General features: G+C 44.3%; 1 protein-coding gene (running past both ends of the window). It reads left to right on the top strand.

This entire window lies inside a single protein-coding gene on the top strand: locus H5715_RS08560, encoding an SDR family NAD(P)-dependent oxidoreductase. The 42,330-nt coding sequence extends 19,957 nt beyond the window's left edge and 457 nt beyond its right edge, so the window shows coding positions 19,958-41,873 (codon 6,653, partial, through codon 13,958, partial); the first codon wholly inside the window starts at position 3. Both the start codon and the stop codon lie outside the window.

Genomic DNA, 21,916 nt, shown 5'->3' with positions numbered 1-21,916 from the left:
CTGTCATAGCGCTAACTATCGGCGATAATGCATTTGGTGGTGGGTTGAGTCACGGATTCCAAGACAGACACCTTAATCTGGATTCAGTCATCACCGACGGTGTTAAACCAAAGCTGGCCACAAGTCTTGAGTCGGTCTCGGTTTTACGTCAATGCACTGCAGTAATGTATGCATGGATCCGTCCAACACCAGCAAATGATTCAGATTCATTACTAAAACTAAACATCGATCTTATGGACGAAGAGGGTAATATCTGTGTACAGATGGTCGGCGTTACTTTCGAAGATTGGAACAGAAAAGATGCCATGCCGAAACCCGACAGTGAGACAACCAAACCTGTATTAAATCTGTATCACGAAAGCTGGGAAAAAGTGTCTACCGCGACTTCATCACTAAAAGTGGAAAATGAGAATCTTCTCTATATAGGAGATCATGACGATATCCAGAAAGACCTTAACCTGAAGACAAGTGGCAAGTTTAATACCACGAGGTTTATGGAAAGACTGGAAGATGCTATTCACGCAATAGAAACGTCGCATCAGAACGACGATAATTTGATTGTCGTCTATCGTCCAGTTCACGGGAATAATGCTGACTCCATCAAGGATATCTTTAACCTTCTAAAAGCAGGTAGCTCTTCAATAAAGCAGCTACTACTCGTCGGTGATGGCGCATCCGCCTACCATCAAGCGTGGATCGGTTTCGAGCGGTCCATTGGCCTATCAGCTCCCAACTTACAAATTACTGTTGTATACGATGTACTTACCGCTAATGCCATCGTGCAAACCTTCGGAAAAGGTGGTGTATTCCAATATACCAACAATGAGCTAGAGCAATTATCTTGCGAAGCTCATCCAATCAACACTGATGAGTCAGTAGAATATATCCCGCTTAAAGAAAAAGGCACCTACCTTATTACAGGTGGATTCGGTGGCTTAGGGAGGATATTTGCCTCTTATATGAGCCAAAAATATCATGCAAATCTTATCTTACTTGGGCGTTCACCGAAGAATCGTCAACACCAATCGGCAATTGAGAAGCTTAAAGCGGAGGGCGCTTCATCTGTTCGTTACGAATCAATCGATATTTCAAATAAAGAAGCGTTGCGTACACTCGCAGGATATCTTGAATCACAAAACATAGAGATTGACGGTGTCATTCATTCTGCAGGTATTGAGACTAAGCAAAGTATTGTCGAGGCAGACTGGAAAGAATTTAACGCTATACTTTCCGCTAATATCGACGGCACAGATGCAATAAATTCAGTATTTAATCAATGCGAGTGGATCTGCTATTTTAGCTCATCCTCCGCCATTATTGGCGATCTTGGTAGTTGCTCTTACTCTGTCGGCAAGCGCTATCAAATGGCTTTAAGTCAACTTCAAGCTCAGAAGCATGAGCGCTCATCGCAACCCCGACCAAAATATATCGCGATAAATTGGCCTCTGTGGAAAGAGGGTGGAATGCTCGTCAGCGATCAAGCCGCTACAGAGCTTTATCTTAAGAGCAGTGGACAGTCCTTGCTAACCACAGAACACGGGATCTCGGTATTTGAAGAGGTTTTGGCGAAAGGATATTCCCAGACCCTCGCCATGATAGGCGATCATCAACGCATAACAGGTTTTCTTGAAAGAAAGTATCGACCAGAATGGATTGACGTACAGGATCAAAAATCTGTCGCCTATATGTACACCAGCAACGTTGGTGAAATTCTCGATAGCGCCCGAAATAACGATCAAGAAAATAATCATAACGGACGTCTAAACAACAATACCACTTCGAAAAGTCAACTCTGGCGTTCCGAGAAAGGAAGTCACGATCTTGCGCAATGTGTGGCGAATGACCTCAAATCTATTGTAGAACGCATATTAAAAGTTCCTTCTCAACAACAGGACGAAACGCAAAACTTCTCGGACTTCGGCTTCGACTCTGTGGGACTGACTAAGTTTTCTCGTGCGCTGAATGAGGTTTTCGAAGTTGAGATTACTCCAGCAGTTTTCTTCAGCTTTTCTACGATTGCGCAACTACGGGATTATCTGCTAACTAAACACGCAACAGAGCTTGGAAAGTTGTATGAGTCACCAACAGGTGAAAACCGGAACCCTGATGCCAAGTCTGTTTCTCAGATTACACACGTAACTACACGAGACATCCGACCACTTTCTCGCGCTAGTCGGAGTCGGCGAAATGCAACGATTGCAGGTCCAAAAGAGGACGTCGCCATTGTCGGTCTTAGCGGCAGGTTTCCAGGAGCTGAATCGGCCGAGGCACTATGGGATGTATTAGTTTCAGGACAAACAACCGTTACTGAAATTCCTCAATCGCGCTGGGGAAACGTAGATGAGTATTACGATCCAACCGGAAAGGACCCCAACAAATCGTATTCAAAATGGGCGGGTATGATTGCGGATGTCGATACATTTGATCCGCTGTTCTTTGAAATATCACCGAGAGAAGCCGCGTACATGCCGCCGGAGGAACGTCTGTTCCTGATGGAAGCCTACCACGCAATGGAAGATGCGGGAATTAATCCCGTTTCACTCAACAAAATGAAGGTCGGCGTATTTCTGGGAATGGAGGAAGAGAGCGGTTATCAAGGGCTTCAGGTTGAAGCAGAGGGATCAGCCGGTACTGCTGGATTGGCGTTAACCAGTAGCGGAGGAGCGATGATTTCATCGCGACTGTCATATTTCTTAAATTTTCGAGGACCAGTTGTCGCCACCAATACCGCTTGCTCATCAAGTTTAGTGGTTTTTCATCAAGCATGTATGAGTCTGCAAAATTACGAAAGTGACATCGCCATTGCCGGTGGAATTTCAGTCCTAAGCTATCCCTCCAGCTATGTCATGATGAGTCAGGGCAGGATGCTTTCAGTTGATGGAAAATGCCACGCATTCTCCAAAGATGCGAATGGCATCGTCGGTGGTGAGTCCGTTGTAGTTCTTCTTCTAAAACGGCTTCAAGATGCAGAAAAAAATAATGACCACATCTATGGAACGGTAAAAGCCAGCGGGATGAATTTCGATGGCAAAACCAATGGCGTCACCGCGCCAAGTGGCGAGGCGCAGTCTGCATTAGTAAAAGATCTATACGAACGCAAAAATATCAATGTGGAACAACTCGGCTATATTGTCACTCATGGAACAGGCACCAAGTTAGGTGATCCGGTCGAGGTAAATGCACTTTCCGAAGTTTTCAAAGAAAAAACCAGCCAGCAACAATTTTGTGCGCTCACAAGTAACAAACCTAATATGGGACACACCTTAGCGGCTTCCGGCCTTGTAAGCGTTGTTAATTTACTTTACGCCCTTAAACAGCGCGTCATTCCTGCAAGTTTGCATTGCGCCGATGAAAATGAGTTCATTGAGTGGCAGGACAGTCCGTTTTTCGTTAATAAAACCAATCGAGATTGGGAAGTAAATGAACAGGGTTCCAGATTAGGTGCGGTCAGTTCATTTGGTCGAAGCGGCACTAACGTGCATGTGGTCATTGAAGAGTATCGTAACAGGCAGGTAACTAACCCCGTTCTACCGGAAAACCTTTTAACGATATCTGCAAAAACAACGAGTGAACTTAACAGTTATCTCGACAACATTCTTGCTTTCGTAGAGAAGCAGCAAAATATTGACCTTACAGGTTTGTGTTATACCTTTCAGGTAGGACGCGAACCCATGACTCACCGTTTAGCTATTGTGGTGCGCGACCGAGATCAACTCATTAATGAATTGCGAAAAGCACTCACGGGCGAAACTACGTCCTTCATATTTAAAGGCACTGTAGATAGAAAGCAGGTAGTCCCAGGTAGCGTAGATGGAATTGGCTCAATCGGCAGCGCTATAAACAATGAAGCTAAACCCAATGACAATAACCAGAAACTGGCGGAGTCATGGGTTCAAGGTATCAACATTCGTTGGGAAGAGCTGTATGACAGCCACGTCATAAAATCTTTACCTGGCTTACCGTGCTATCCGTTTGCCAAGGAAAAATATCCGATTTTCGAGAGATCAAAAAACTCAGCTTCATGGAACTCAAGTTCTGGGCCGTCTGCAGTTCACCCATTGATCCAGCAAAACACTTCCAGTTTAGCCGAACAACGCTTTAGCTCACGATTCACGGGAACAGAGTTTTTCTTAGCGGACCACAAGGTGAAGGGTGAAAAAGTATTTCCAGGTGTTGCTTATCTTGAAATGGCTCGAGCTGCTGTAGACGAATCCATCGAAGGCTTGAATTCAGATTATTCCCTGATTTTGCGAAATGTCGTATGGACGCAACCGATCGTAGTGAAAGAAAACCCTGTTGACGTTCATGTACGTGCCATTGATGGCGATGATGAGAACATCCGATTTGAAATTTATAGCGAGTCAAAAACGAAAGAGGAGACTATTCATTCGCAGGGTGTAGCAGAATTTGGAAGCGAACAAAAGTCGATATTCCTCGACATCGATGCGCTTCGATCCAGATTGGGCGATGAGTCTTTACATGGCGAATCTTGCTATCCGATCTTCCAGAGCATGGGGCTCGATTATGGAGAAAGTTACCGAGCGATCAGTGTGATCTATACTGGAGAAGGCGAGGTCTTAACTGAACTTGCTCTTCCATCGCATGTGGTGCAGACTCTCCAAGAATTTACCCTTCACCCATGTTTGATGGATGCCGCGCTGCAATCCTCAATTGCTCTGACACTCAAGAACACTGAATTAAATCAGGGAGATACTTTACGCAAAGCAAGCCTGCCATTTGCATTGGATTCAGTGGAGTTTATTGGCCCGTGTACGTCTCACATGTTTGCATGGGTACGCTTTTCTCAAAATTCTCAATCAGGGATCGCATCATCTAAGCTGCAAAAACTCGATGTAGATTTGTGTGATGAGGTGGGCAGGGTTTGCATTCAGATGAAGGGCTTTTCATCTCGAATATTAGAGGGGGATATTTCAGATTCACTCAGCAAAGGACTCCACGGTGAACTCCAACATGAAGTACATGTCGCTTCGACTGAAATTTTACTGGCGACACCGACGTGGAAAACGCTGCCCGTATCAACCAGCCAAATGAATCCGGCGTATTCCGCACATCGAATTTTGCTATGCGAATTGGATAGCATTGATTCTACTGAATTGCAAAAGCAAGTTCCCATCAGCCAATGCCTGAATTTTCGGGCGAAAGAGGAATCTATTGGATCCCGCTATACGGACTATGCGGTTTTTTGTTTCGAAATGATCCAAAACATCATTGCGGAAAAATCACAATCAAAAACCTTCGTACAGATTCTTTTACCCAATACCTCAGAACAGTCTCTGTTTGCAGGTTTGTCGGCTTTACTTAAAACCGCCGCTTTGGAGAATCCGAAGATTGAAGGTCAGGTGATACAGGTTGAATCAGACGAGTCGATCACCGAACTCGCTCAGAAACTCGAAGAAAATGCACATCATCCTAATGACTTTGAAGTTCGTTACCATCATTCGGAACGTCAGATTTTAACCTGGGACGAGCTGCCACACCCCCCTAAGGTGACTCACGCCCAAATCACAAACACTTTCAAGGACGATGGGGTTTACCTAGTAACGGGAGGTTTCGGAGGTCTAGGATTTCTATTTGCTAAGGAAATATTGAAACAAGCAAAACACGCCAGAGTAATTTTAGTGGGTCGCAGTGAACTATCCACCGAAAAGCAAAACTTGCTGAACAGTTTGATCAATGAGAAACATCAGATTGAATACCTTGTAGCTGACGTCGCGCAAGCTGATCAAGTACGTACCCTGGTAGATAGTATCTTTCGTCATCATGAGAAACTCAGCGGTGTAATGCATTGTGCTGGTGTTGTTTCGGATGATTTTATTTTTAAGAAAACTACCGATGAATTTAAGCGCGTACTCTCGCCTAAAGTTTCGGGAACCCTCAACCTTGATTCAGCGACACGGGATATACCGCTTGATTTCTTCGTCCTTTTCTCGTCAACCTCAAGTGTTGTTGGCAATTTAGGTCAGTCCGACTATGCAGTTGCCAATGCGTTTATGGATCAGTTTGCGCATCACCGGAATAACTTGGTGGACAATCATCAGCGTAGTGGACATACGCTCTCTATTAACTGGCCGCTATGGAAAGAAGGTGGCATGCAGGTCGATCAAACCCGTGAACACATGATAAAAGAAGCCACGGGCATGACGGCCATGCAAACCGAAACAGGCATTAATGCGTTTTATCAAAGTATTAACTCCGGGCACACCCAAGTGTTGGTGGTGGAAGGATTGCTTAAACAGATGCGCGATATCTTTTTAGAACCCAGGAAAACCAATTTGCTGATATCTCAATCCTCGAATGTCGAGTCTTCAATGATAGAAGATGAGCCTGCAAGGCTTGATCTGGATACTTCAGCGTTTCGAGAGAAAACCGAGCATTATTTGAAAGGTGAGTTCTCTTCTGTATTAAAATTGGTGGCACACAAGATTGACTCCAAAGCTCCGTTGGAACAATACGGGATGGATTCTATTCTCGCGGTGAGTCTGACAAACCAATTAGAAAAAACATTAGGTTCTCTTCCCAAAACACTTTTTTTTGAATATCAGAGCATTGCAGAGCTCACGGATTTTTTCCTAGAGGCATACCAGGCGAAACTTCTCAGTTTGTTTAACCACGATTCTCAAGCTCCACAAAAGATAACATCAAATGCAAATTTGACGAAAACGCCTCTAACAAAAATTCGTAGGAGAAAGTCGACTGCTTCGGCGAAAGCCATCTACTATAGCGAAGACAGTGGGGCGTTGGATGTTGCGATTATTGGCTTAAGTGGTCGCTACCCGCAATCAGAAAACCTGAAAGAATATTGGGAAAATCTACAAGCCGGTCACGACTGTGTGACTGAGGTTCCCAAAGAACGTTGGGATTGGACCGACTACTACAGTGAAGATCGAAGCAAAGAAGGCGCTCACTACAGCAAGTGGGGTGGCTTTATTGAAGGTGTAGACGAGTTTGATCCATTATTTTTCAACATTACACCAGTAGAAGCAATCAGAATGGACCCGCAGGAACGTCTCTTCCTGGAACATGTATGGATCGCAATGGAAGATGCGGGCTATACGCGAGACACTCTAAGCCAATCCAACCGGAGTCAGCTTGCTAGACAAATCGGCGTATATGCCGGGGTAATGTATGGCGAATACCAGTTCCTGGGCATCGAAGAAAGTCTGAAAGGAAATCGTACAGCCATTCCCGGAAGTTATGCGAGTATTGCGAATCGCGTATCGTACATCCTAAACCTGCATGGACCCAGCATGACTGTGGATACCATGTGCTCGTCGTCATTAACTGCAATCCATTTAGCTTGCCAGGACCTTAAACTTCATAAAACCGATCTGGGTATTGCCGGCGGAGTCAACGTCTCCATTCATCCAAATAAATACCTGATGCTTAGCTCTGGACAATTCATTTCAACCAAGGGGCATTGTGAAAGCTTTGGAGAAGGAGGCGACGGATATATTCCTGGAGAAGGTGTCGGTGTCGTTCTTTTAAAACGATTACAGGATGCAGTTGAGGATGAAGATCATATCTATGGCGTAATTCTTGGCAGCGCCATTAACCATGGAGGAAAAACCAACGGTTACACGGTTCCCAACCCGAAAGCGCAACGTAGCGCTATTGAGGTGGCGATTTCAGAGTCTGGAATCGACACTCAAGCTATTAGTTATATCGAAGCGCACGGAACAGGAACTAAACTCGGTGATCCCATTGAAATATCTGCATTAAATCAGGCTTTTGCACAGCACACGCAAAAAACAGGTTTTTGCCTTATAGGCTCGGCAAAATCTAACATCGGTCACTGTGAGGGAGCTGCAGGAATCGCAGGACTAACCAAAGTCCTGTTGCAAATGAAATACGAGAAAATCGTACCATCACTACACTCTACAACCTTAAATCCTAATATTGACTTCAATACAACGCCGTTTATTGTTAATCAGGAGTTACAGGATTGGAAACGATCGGTCAAAGATAATCGCATTTCTCCATTCATTGCGGGGGTCTCGTCGTTCGGAGCAGGCGGTAGTAATGCGCACCTGATTATTTCTGAATATTTAGCGACTACAAACGACCGATCGGTTCAGACTTCAGTCAATAATAGTGCGGCGGCGAGCCCGGTCATTGTTCCATTGTCCGCAAAAAGCAAAAACCAACTGTCGCGTTACGCACAACGGTTACTGGATTTCATCACCAATTCCGATACTACAACAGAAACGCCCAACTTGTTTGATCTTGCATACACGCTTCAGGTAGGACGTGAAGTAATGAGCTATCGGGTAGGCTTTATCGTAACCTCGATTGATCAGTTGAAACATAAACTGCAAGCCTATATTAACGGTGAGGAAGAGATCGAAAATGTGTATCACGGTGTAGTTAAAAACAACCATGAAACCTTATCAATCTTTAATCAGGATAAAGATCTCAATGAAGCTTTGGATAAATGGATCAGTCCAAATAAAATTTCGAATATCCTTGATCTATGGGTGAAAGGGCTGAGCTTTGATTGGAAAAAACTTTACGGAGACCAAACACCTAAACGCATTAGTTTACCAACATACCCATTTGACAAAGAGAAGTACTGGATTACCAGTACCGCGGGTAATTTGACAGCACCTGTTATCGCAACACGAAGCCTGATACATCCGTTATTACATGAAAACACCTCCAATTTGTTGGAACAGCGTTTCAGCTCAAAGTTCACGGGGAGTGAAGCATTCCTGACGGATCATAGGGTAAACGGCGAAAAAGTACTTCCTGGCTTAGGGTATCTTGAAATCGCACGCGCTGCTATTAGCAGGGCAGCTACAATGTCAGACACACGCTTATCCGTCACCCTTAAGGATATGGTCTGGGGTGAGCCACTGGTCGTCACTGGCACAGCCAAAGAAGTGCACATCCGTTTATTTGATAACAATTCAGAGCAAATACACTACGAGATTTACAGTGGTTCCGAAATCGACTCAGGGAATTTGATTCATTTCCAAGGGACTTCTGAATTTAAACCAAAAGAATCTGCCAGAATCGAGATAGAGAACCTGACATCTCGTTTGACTCAAGGACATCTGAGCGCTGAAATTTGTTATCAAACCTTTGAGAAAATGGGAGCACAATATGGTTCTTCCTTCCAAAGTATTGAGCGCATTCTCTCGGGCGACAATCAAATTCTTGCAGATATCGTGCTTCCATCAAATGCCGAAGATCTCTACACCGGTTTATTGGTAGCGGCTTTTCAAGCTTGCCTAAGCTTAAAGCTGAATTCATATTCTGAAAAAGATAAAGAGCATCTTGCATTCCAACCTTCGAGCCTGGAATCCCTCAAAATACTGGCTTCGATTAAAACCCATATGCACGCCTGGGTCCGTTACGTTGATCCGCAACAATCTACAGATAGTCCGAGCTCTGTCGATATAGACCTTTTTGACGAGAGTGGGAACATCTGTATTAGTTTGAGAAACCTCTCGTTTTTAACCTTGAGTGGCAACAGTGGCACAACACAAAAACGAGAAGCAAACGATCAAGAAATCGAACATGAAAACACGCGGGAAACAGGATACCATCAGGTATTGGATACGCTGTTGATGAACCCTGCATGGCATGCAATGCCAATACCATCGAATTACCAAAACCAATACACTTATGCAGAACATAACATTGTATTACTTGAATTGGAAAATATCTCGTCTGAGCAACTAGCAAAAAGCACCGGTGCAAGCCGATGTTCCATCCTCAGCGCGACCGATCTAACACTCACATCACGCTATACAGATTACGCTGTAAAGTGTTTTGAACTCATCAAGGGTATTCTGCAAGCCAAACCAGAGGGAAGGTCGATTGTCCAGCTCGCGCTGCCTGCTACACTTGAAAACTCAGTATTTACAGGGTTATCAGGGCTTCTCAAGAGCGCCAACTTGGAGAATCCCAAATTCATGGGTCAAATTGTACTTGTGAATGCGAATGATTCTGTTGACAGCCTCGCGTTTAAACTCACACAAAACCTGCAACGGCCTAACGACGCGGTTATTCAGTATTCAGGTGAATCCAGGTTAGTGTTGGATTGGGATGATGTTGAATTCAATAGTAAAAATCCTGCAGATCATTTCAAAGAAAATGGTGTTTATCTCATTACGGGCGGCCTTGGTGGGCTCGGGTATTTATTCGCAGAAGAGATCCTGCTTAAAACCAACCATGCAACCTTGATTCTCACAGGTAGATCCGAACTAAACCAAGATAAGCAAGATTTGATTAAAAAACTTGAAGCTGCCGGCGGACGTATTGACTACCGAGCCGTTGACGTTTCGAATTCCCATCAAGTGACGGAGTTAATTGAATCTATCAAACACAGCCATAAGTCTCTGGATGGCATAATTCACAGTGCCGGTATTATTTCCGATAATTTCATTCTCAATAAACCTGCTGATGAATTTAAACGGGTACTGTCCGCCAAAGTGGCGGGGACATTAAACCTGGATGCGGCCACAAAAGATCTTTCGCTGGATTTCTTCGTTCTGTTTTCCTCGGGTAGCAGCGCAATAGGAAATGTCGGACAAGCGGACTACGCAGCAGCAAACGGCTTTATGGATCAGTTTGCTCACTACCGTAACGAACTTACTAGCTCGCAACTGCGCCGGGGGCATACCGTGTCCATTAACTGGCCCCTCTGGAAAGAGGGTGGAATGCATATCGATAGCGCCAGCGAAACCTTAATGAAAGAAACCACCGGCCTGGTTGCCATGCGCACCGAAGTGGGTATTGCTGCTTTCCACCAAGCCTTGAGTTCCTCGTCTTCGCAACTTCTCGTAATGGAGGGTGAAACACGAAAGATTAGAAACACGCTTTTCAGCGGCTCTGAGAATACATCAGAAGTCCCACAACAGGAGCCCCATAAAACACAATCGACCAATATTAACCTGGAAGATATTGATTTCTTAATGCTCCACAAAGAAACGCTGAGCAAGATCAAGGGGCTGTTTGGTGAAATTACCAAACTACCTGTTGAGAAAATTGATGAAAGTGAGGTACTAGAAACTTACGGTATTGATTCCGTTATGATTACCAAACTCAATCAACAATTGACGACCATTTTTGGCGACATATCCAAGACCTTGTTTTTTGAATACGAGTCGCTGGATCTCTTGACGCGCTATTTCGTGAAGCAATACCCCCGGGAATGTTTAGTTTGGACTGAAATTAATAGAGACTTAATCGAAAAAGCCAACAGCCAAACTGGGACCCCGACGGTGCCTTCAGTAAGTGACTCAACCGCTAATGTATCTTGGCCAAAACTGTCATCATTAACGGTACAACAACCCGAAAAGGTGACGCGATCACGACGTTTACACGAAATTCAGAAGTCAGATTCCATCGCTATTATTGGCTTGAGCGGGATCTATCCTGACGCAAGCACGTTAGAGCAATATTGGGAGAATCTACAGCAGGGCAAAAACTCAATTACGGAAGTACCTGGAGATCGCTGGTCATTAAACGGTTTTTTTAATTCAGACCCGGATGAAGCAATAAAGCAAGGCAAGAGCTACAGCAAGTGGGGCGGCTTTGTCGACACCTTTGCCGAGTTCGATTCGCTATTTTTCAATATATCACCACGAGAGGCGATAAACACCGATCCTCAAGAGAGGCTGTTTCTACAAGTTGCGTGGAACACGTTGGAAGACGCTGGATATACACGTTCATTAATCAAAGAAAAGTATCAGCAAAAACTTGGTGTTTTCGCCGGCATCACAAAAACGGGATTTAATCTTTACGGACCCGAGGTATGGAATAATGACAAACGCCTTCTCCCGCTAACATCATTCAGTTCCGTAGCCAATCGTCTTTCGTATTTCCTGAATGTTCAGGGGCCGAGTATGCCAGTCGACACTATGTGCTCCTCATCATTAACCGCAATTCATGAAGCTTGTGAATATATTCGCCGCGGCGATTGTACCCTGGCCTTGGCTGGTGGGGTGAACCTCTATCTGCACCCATCAAGTTACGTAGGTTTGTGTGCACAAAAGATGCTCTCACAGGATGGAAAGTGTAAGAGTTTCGGCGCCGACGGAAATGGCTTTGTGCCTGGAGAGGGCGCTGGCGCTGTTCTTTTAAAGTCGCTCGATGATGCGATAAAAGACAAAGACACGATTCATGCTGTGATACGCGCAACTCACATTAATCATGGAGGAAAGACAAACGGCTATACAGTTCCCAACCCCAAAGCACAAGCGGAATTAATTCGTACCACATTAGATAAAGCGGGTATCAACGCGAGGAACATCAGCTATATCGAAGCCCACGGTACTGGCACAGCGCTAGGCGATCCAATCGAAATCACAGGTTTGTCGCAGGCATTCGAACACGATACGCAAGATATCGAGTTCTGCAAAATCGGATCTGTAAAATCTAACATTGGGCATCTCGAAGCTGCCGCCGGAATCGCTGGTCTTACAAAAATCATTCTGCAGATGAAACATCGAAAAATCGCACCAAGCCTGCACTCCGATGTATTGAACCCCAACATTACATTTGAGAAAACCCCGTTCATAGTGAATCAAGAATTAACTGACTGGGAAGCACCAAAGCTTGAAAATGTCACACAACCACTTCTCGCGGGAATCTCATCATTTGGCGCGGGCGGTGCCAACGCTCATCTCATCTTGGAAAATTATTCTATGACTGACGATAGAAATGATAATGGGCCAAAATCAAAAAAACCGATTGCTATCCCACTGTCTGCTAGAACCAAAGATCAATTAATACAACGCGCTGTGGATCTGAAAACGACTGTTAAGTCCGAGTCTTTCTCACTTGAGTCCATCGCTTACACGCTGCAGGTAGGCAGAGAAGGCATGGAAGAACGCGTGGCGTTCATTGTTCAGGATATGCAAGAGCTCGAAGCTTATTTGTGCAGCTATATTGAGGGAACAAACAACGACGAGAAGTTATTCACCGGACAAGTTAAAAACAGCAAGAAAGCACTGTTGGAGTTTAAATCCAATGACGATTGGCAAAGTCAGGTAGATACATGGCTTACTGATGGAAATCTGGAGAATGTTCTGGATCTTTGGGTGAAAGGCATAAACTTGGACTGGGAGAAGCTTTATAGCGATGAGAAACCACGACGCATTAATCTGCCAACCTATCCTTTTGCGAAAGAGCGTTACTGGGTAGGGGATATCATCAAGAGGCAAAATACTTCGATTGTATCGAAAGCTGTAGTGCAAGCAGAAAAGACGTTCACTAAGCAGAATACTGATACCCAAAAAATCTCCAACGCGGATAAAAGCACCGTTGTTACAATCGACCAAACTCGAGACATAGAAGTTACGCCTGGGCTTAATCAAGCCCACCAGTTAATCGATCTCAATAGTGTCATAAGCGCAAAACCAGACGGTATCAGTTTGACCAAGTCGACATCGGTTAACGCTGCTATATCGAAGTCGTCACATAACCTTCGTAAAACGTCCAATGTTAGTCTAATCAAGTTAGCTTCTCGCTCCGCGGTAAAAAAACAATTACTGTCAGGCTCCTCAAGCGCCAGCTGGACTGATAAAGGAGAGGGTATATATGTTTTAAACATATCCAGCGAAAACGCTGACAATCGACTTAACAGCCATTTCGTGTCAGAGATGCTGATTACGCTGGAAGAGATCGGACAACAAAGCGAAGTGAAAGTATTGATCATCTCAGGGATCGAGAAAACATTTTTGACTGGAGGAAGAGCAGAACAAGATGAACTTGTTGCACAAGGACTACATAAGAAACTCGCAGAGCTACCTTATCCCGTAATAGCTTCCATGAAAGGCGATGCCACTGGAGCAGGTTTCTTTGTTGCTTGCCTTTGCGATTTTATTGTCTTCAATATGGAAGGAAACTATGGTTTTTCTGATGTGCGGGAAGATTTATTTGCGACAGATGCTGAGTATGCATTTTTTACACAAAGATTTGGAGAGGTCATCACCAAAGATCTGCTCTATGGTATCGGCCTTCCAACCGCCAGAGCTCTGAAAGAGAAAGGCGTGGGCTGTCAATTTGTCAGCAAAGACCAACATGAGGCCATCGTGAACGAACTGGCACATCATTTAGCGGGCATGCCACTGGTTTCTCTGCGCGAACTTAAACTACACCTCATTAGAGACAGTCTTCAGCTCCTTGACGACCTCAACGTTAAGAATCAACACTTTTTCGAAACATATAACTCTCCAGAGCAGCCACAAAACTTCTCTACTCGAAATAATGCTCAAATCTCGTGCTCCTCAAATCTCATTGGCGTGGAGACTTATGAGGATAAGATTCTTCTTGTTAAGGCTTTACCTTGCGAGCCTCAGCAAATTGAAGATCTAGTGTCTGCGTTGGAGCAACTATTTTTCGACGTGAGTGCGTCGAATCACCACAAGGTGATCGTATTTAGCAGCTCAGACGAAAATTTCCTGCCAATCAACGAACGCTCATACCAAAATATTCTTCCGCGTTTGGAGAGACTTTTCCTAAACTCCACAATACCTGTCATATGCGCATTAGAAGCGAATGCAAGAGGACTGCCCTGGCTTATCAGCTTATGTGGTGACACCTCCATTTATTGTACCGACGGCGTATACAGTGCTAATAGCGTTACAGACAGTGCGATTCCTATAAATGATACCGTCGCACTGTTTACGCGGGAATTTGGTCACCGCCTGGCTAAGCGAATTCTCTTTACAGAGTCTGAATTTACAGGGAGTGATCTAAGTCAGCAGCAAAGAGCATTAATCTCAACCGATTCTGAAAATGTATTCCCGACGGCTTTAGCGTTAGCAAAAAAATGGGCGGTACAATCACCGAAAGCATTGTTAACGCTAACGTCGAGAAAGCAGTCGCTCATTTCCATTACAGCAGACTCAGATATTTTTCAAGCGCATGTAGAAGAAAACAGGGGTCACATACCAGAGTCATTGCAACTGACTGACGAACTCGATCAAATTTGGACAGAACCCTCGCGTATTCCACTCGAGTCCAAAGTCGTCGAAGCCACCGTATATTCCAGAGGCATCGTAGTCATTAAGATGGTTGATCGCCAAGCGAGAAATATGTTCTCTGAAGCATTCATTGCAGGTATCAACGAAGCTTTCCAACATATCGAAAAAAGTAAGGACTACAAGGTCGTTGTCCTCACTGGATACGATTCATACTTCGCTTCAGGAGGCACGAAAGAGGGATTGATTGCGATCCAGGAAGGGCGTTTAAAATACTCTGATGCTCCGATATACGAACTGCCGATACGCTGCAGTCTTCCAGTTATATCGGCCATGCAAGGCCATGGCATTGGCGCAGGCTGGACGCTTGGAATGTTCTCAGACTTCACATTTCTCAGTAAAGAAAGCATCTATTCCACACGCTTTATGAGTTACGGGTTTACGCCTGGAGCCGGTTCGACACTGCTTTTTCCACATCAGATCGGAATGGACTTCGCCAGAGAAGTCTTAATGACCGCAAATGAGTATAAGGGTAACGACATTAGCCATCGCGGAATCAAACTACCCGTGCTTCGTCGCCACGAGGTACTGGAATTTGCACTGGATCTGGCCAAAGAAATTGAGAAGCTTCCACGCACTACACTGCTGGCCCTCAAACAACAGTTCAACCGAGTTCTTACCGGCCGACTGGAAGAAATTTATCGGCTTGAGCTCGCCATGCACGGAAAAACATTTGTTAACAACCCCGGCGCTTTATCTCAAATAACACAAAGCTTTCATGAAAATGCAGAAGAGAATTCTATGTCTATCAACGAAATAGAGAGTTCAAATGAATTACCAACAGAAACTACTTTGAGTTCGGTGATATCCACACTGAAGAAGCTATTGGCAACAGAACTATTCCTTGAAGAGGAAAAGATAGAAGAAGAATCGCAGTTTTTGGATTTGGGACTCGATTCTATAACTGGCGTTATCTGGGTTAAGAAGATTAATCAGGAGTACGGCATTGACATTCCAGTCACAAAAATCTACAGCCTTCCCACTATCTACGAGCTGGCTCCCTATATCGAAATCCTGTTGCACAATACAGCTACAACTCATCATGTATCAGATAACCACATAGCTCCAGCCCAGAATATAGAACCTGAAGTTCATAAAGCGCTTCAAAACAGCGCGCACGCGATGCACCTCGAGGTAAAACAAGACAATTCATCGTCCGCGCAACAAAATACCGTTGAAGAATCAATTGATCCAGACTCAATTGCAGCCGCGTTAACAAAGCTTCTTGCGGCTGAATTATTCTTGGATGAAGCAAAGATTGATCATGATTCCAAGTTCATCGATCTAGGGTTAGATTCTATTACCTGTGTCACCTGGGTGAAGAAAATTAACCAGCTGTATCAGATCGATATTCCTGTGACTAAAATCTACAGTTTGCCGACAATGGCTGATCTAACGCCTTTTATCATCAGCGAACTTGAGAAGATAAAACAACCGCATAACGTAAGCACTACGCCTGTAAACAATACTGCAGCAGTTAAGGAAGAGCCTGTTTTACAGGTACAGGTAAAGGAACAGAAGACCAAACCACGCATCGCGTTGGACAATAGTGCATTAACTGGCGATGCACTGGGGCACTTAAACCGTAATCAAGATACCCGTCACGAGAACAGTCGAGTTCAGATCAATGAGGTAGGTCAAAAAACTGAGTCTGATAACAACTTCTTGCAGCAAACAGATTTATCGGCGGTTATGTCCACTCTCAAGCAACTTTTAGCCGACGAACTCTTCCTCGACGCAGGCAAAATCGACGACGACGCGCAGTTTCTGGACCTGGGCTTAGACTCCATCACAGGCGTCACCTGGGTGAAGAAAATTAACCGAGCTTTTGGCATCAACATCCCGGTCACAAAAATTTATAGTCTGCCAACCCTCGAAGAACTCACACCATATGTAGCGGGCGAAACGAGTTATCAGACAGGAGCAGGAGGCCTCGACGATGGTTCAGTAAATACTTTGTCTAATCGTAAAGACAGGAATACTCAGGGAACCAAAACTACTGCAGCTGAAAGTCCTGCCGCAGAAAACACAGCACCCCAGTTTTCTGCACCCCAAGGCAATCCTCACGCTATCGAACTCTCACATCAGATGTCTGTAACACCGAAAATCCTTGTGGAAATCAACCCGCAAGCAGTCACCGCACAGTCTGAACAAAATGCAAATTTATCGCGCGAAACCATCGCGCACTCAACACCGGTTCAGCAAAAGATATATCGCGAATCCACTACAGAAAACGATTCGGGCAAGTCAGCTGAACCCATACAAAAAACTGCGATTGCGATCATCGGTATGGCAGGAAAGTTTCCAAAATCTAAAAATCTGGAAGACTATTGGGAGAACATTAAATCCGGCCAAAATTGTGTTACAGAGGTTCCCGCGCAGCGCTGGAATATCAACGATTATTACAGTACTGAAAGCAAAAAGCCCGGGAAAACAGATTGTAAATGGATGGGAGCTCTGGAAGAGTATGATCTGTTTGATCCATCCTTCTTTAATATTTCAGCGCAAGAAGCCAACGCGATGGACCCACAGCAGAGGCTATTTTTAGAGGCATGCTGGCACTGCATCGAAGATGCGGGGTATAACCCAATGACTCTATCCTGGAGAAAGTGCGGCGTTTTCGTCGGATGCGGACCTGGAGACTATAGTCGCCTCATCGAGAATTCAGGCTTAACAGCGGAAGGGCTGATGGGCGGTACTACTGCGGTACTCGCCGCACGTATTTCATACTTCCTAAACCTGCAAGGTCCATGTTTATCTATCGATACAGCGTGTTCATCCTCGCTCGTGGCCATCGCAAGCGCATGTGACAGTTTAGTAACGGGAAACAGTGATCTGGCTCTGGCGGGTGGGGTGTGCGTCATGTCTGGACCGTCCTTGCATATCATGACATCACATGCAGGTATGTTATCTAAATCAGGCCGCTGCTTTACTTTCGATCAACGAGCCGATGGTTTCGTCCCCGGCGAAGGTGTAGGAGTGGTATATCTAAAACCTTTGCATAAAGCCAAGCAAGACGGAGATTCAATTTACGGTGTCATTCAAGGTTGGGGTGTAAACCAGGATGGAAAAACCAACGGTCTCACCGCGCCCAACCCGAAAGCGCAGACTCGCTTGCAGACAGAGATATATCAAAACCACGGAATTAATCCGTCGCACATTCAGCTAATTGAAGCTCATGGTACAGGAACAAAAATGGGGGACGCGATTGAGATAGAAGGTTTAAAAGACTCATTTAAACAATACACTCAAGCTCAGAATTTCTGCGCACTGGGCTCAATCAAGAGTAACATCGGACATTTATTGCATGCTTCAGGTATTTCGGGTGTCATCAAATTACTACTGGCTCTAAAACACGAGACACTTCCTCCTTCCATCAATTTCGATGCGTTAAACGAACACATTGAGCTTGACGAAAGTCCTTTTTACATTAACACGAGGCCCCAAAAGTGGGAAACACCAAGCACAGGTTTTCGACAGGCAGCGGTTAGCTCATTTGGATTAAATGGCACTAATGCGCATATCGTCATCTCCGAAAAGTCGGCGGAAGAGGATGGTATTCCTCGAGCAAATACACCCGTTAATGAGCCGGCTGTGATCCCACTTTCTGCTAGATCGGAAATTCAGTTGACGACTTCAACAGAGAATCTGCTTCAATATCTTAGTCATAATCCTGAGATTACACTATCTGACCTTGCATTCACGCTGCAAACCGGTAGACATGCCATGCAGTACCGTATGGCCATCATTGCTTCGACTTCTCAGGAGCTTGTAACACTGTTACAAAAATTCAAGTGTCGCGAATCAGATTCGAGAATAGTATCTGGAAAACAAGGCGATAAACAATCATTAATCTCCAGCACTCGCGACGGACTTGACTACATCGAAAGCCTGGTCGTAAACAAAAAGCACAGCTCTATCGCGGATCTATGGGTGAAAGGAAATCATATTAACTGGAACGATATGAACGACAGTACGTTCGTGAAACGATTGTCTGGAGTGCCGGGGTACCCCTTCGCAAGAGAACGTTATTGGATTACCGAAAACCAAAAAACCTCATCGACAAAAGGGGACTTGACACGCACAGATAGCAAAGCATCGAGTTCTTATGACGCTCCCCTAAATAGCGCGGCCTGGCTAAGTAACGATTCGGATGCATTAGATAAAACAAGGTATCTGATTCAACATCTGATTGCCACACAGCTTCACATCGATCCGCTAAAAGTAGACACCCACTCAAGTTACTACGAAATGGGGTTAACGTCTCACGACTTGTTGAAAATCACACACGCAATCAAAGCGAAGGTCACCAAGAACTTCTCCGCCACGACGTTTTATGAGTATTCTACGCCAGCCGATCTCGTGACGTATCTGGTCGCCCAATATTCTCAAATCTTGGAAAAATTGGATCTGGAAGATCTCCAAGGTTCACAGATAGATCGTGGTGAAGATCAATATATCAGCGCTTCACACACGACTGAATCAACAATAACTGAATCTGAAGTGAAGGGAGCAGCACCGAGTCAGTTATATGTGGAATCACCCTCAATTATCTCCAATCCATTAGAACGACATGAGCCATTTCCACTGAACGATATTCAGGAGTCTTTCTTTATTGGGCGCAAGCTTGGTGTCGACAAAGTGGGATGCCATATTTACTTCGAAATAGAAATGGATAATCTGGATATTCCACGTTTAAACACCGCGTGGAACAAATTAAGTGAACATCATGAAATGCTTCGCGCTGTATTTTTGTCTATTGGCAAACAAAAGATATTGAAAGACGTACCGCGATACGATTTCAATGTGATAGATCTTAAGGGTAATGAAGCGATGCAACCGTACTCGCTGACGAAAACGCGAGAAGCGATGTCTCACAAAGTATATGAACCGACGCAATGGCCTCTCTACGAAATATGCGTTAGTGCTTGCTTTGATAAAACTATTATTCATTTTAGTATCGATGAACTGATCGTAGATGCTCTGAGCATACAACTCATCTTGCAACAATGGCAAAGCCTGTATCTTGATTCAACATGGACAATACCGTCCACAGACATTTCCTTCCGCGATTACATCTCTGCGGTAAGGGATTTTGAAGGCTCAGAGCATTTCAATAACGATCTGGAGTATTGGGTAAACAAACTGGATGGTGTGCTACAGGGCCCGTCACTGCCAATAAATACAGGCCACAATACTGTTTTAAGCAACGAGCAATACCTTCGTAGCACTCTCATTGGATCGATTGAAAAAGCGAAATGGCAAACATTGAAAAGAACACTCGAAAAACTCAACGTTTCGCCTACGATATTCCTTTTAAGCGTCTTTACACAGGTACTTCATGCATCCTGTGAACAGGAACAACTATCCATAATACTTACGTTCTTCAATCGTTTGCTTGACCCCGAGCTTGAAAAGATCGTAGCGCCATTTGCATCTACTAATATTTTTGTATCGAAAGTCAGTAAAAGCAGCAGCTTTAGAGAATCTATTCAATCAGTACAAAAGGATCTCTTCGAAGATCTGGATCATAATAATGTCAGCGGCATAAGGGCTTTACGAGAACTTAAAAAGAGACGAAAAATAGCCAATATATCGTCTATTCCCGTAGTCTTTACATCGTTATTGGGACACGACATCTATGACAGCGTGAGCTTCATGGACAACGTTACGTTTTCTATTACGCAAACGCCTCAAATCTATTTTGATCATCAGATATTTGAGCAGGATGGATCATTAAAATTCAGATGGGACATTGCAAAAGAATATTATGAACCAGGGGCTATCGAAACTCTTTTTGCTGAATACTCGAGAGTTCTTAACTTTATTATGTCGAGATTGGATCTGTGGGAATCTGCTGAATGGTACAATACACTTAGAAACCAACTTACTGGCAATATCAAACCCAACAACAACACAAGAGAAGCATTTGAACTTGATGTTAAACAGGCGCTTAACAAAGATCTCAAGCTTCATCACTTTCCACACAGTGGAACAAGTTTTCCTCTGACTGATCAGCAGCAAGCGTATGCCTTCGGTCGCAGTAAATTTGGATCGAATGTCAGCTCCCAGTTCTATACCTATTTTGAAGTTGAGAACCTGGATGTGAAACGACTTGAGAATGCATGGCAAAAAGTGATGCAGGTCCACGAGGTGCTTTCCACAATCATCAGACAGGACGGCACTCAAATAATGCTGGACAAAATACCAACCTACAAGTTGAAGGTGAATGATTTAACTGGACGAAAGCATGACGTTCAAGAAGCACTGAACAATATAACCTCTTCGATGGTAACAAGACTTTGCCCTATAGGAGAGTGGCCTTACTTTGATTTACAAGTCTCAAAAATCGACGAGCGGACATTTAGAATACACTTCAGTATAGACTTAATTATTACTGACGGTCCAAGTATCGTAGTGCTGGTCAATGACATGTTCGAATTTTATAAGAATCCGAATATGGAAAATGAAAAACCACAGCTGACATTTGCCGATTATATTATGTCGTTGCAGCAATATAAGAAAACTGATGGTTATAAGAACAGTTTTGAGTATTGGAAGAACAAGTTCATCGACATCCCGTCCGGACCAGAACTCCCGATGATAACTCAAACATCCACACATAAAACCCAAAGATTTGAAGGCGTGATTCCGCAATGGAAGGTAATAAAAGATATCGCTAAAGATCTATCGATATCACCAGGAATTATCCTATTGACGGTTTACGCCGATGTATTGGCTCAATGGTCTTCGTCAGAATCATTCTCAATTGTGATTCCGAGCTGGGATAGATTACCGCTTCATCCAGATATCGATCGAGTTGCTGGTGACTTCACCTCAATGAGCTGGCTGGTAATCGAGCGCGAGACCAACACATTTATTGAGAGAGCACGTTCTTATCA

This window comes from Teredinibacter haidensis (assembly GCF_014211975.1).
In the GTDB taxonomy this organism is placed as follows: domain Bacteria; phylum Pseudomonadota; class Gammaproteobacteria; order Pseudomonadales; family Cellvibrionaceae; genus Teredinibacter; species Teredinibacter haidensis.
Note: the sequence above shows the minus strand (reverse complement) of the source record. Positions and strands in the feature narration are given on the sequence as shown.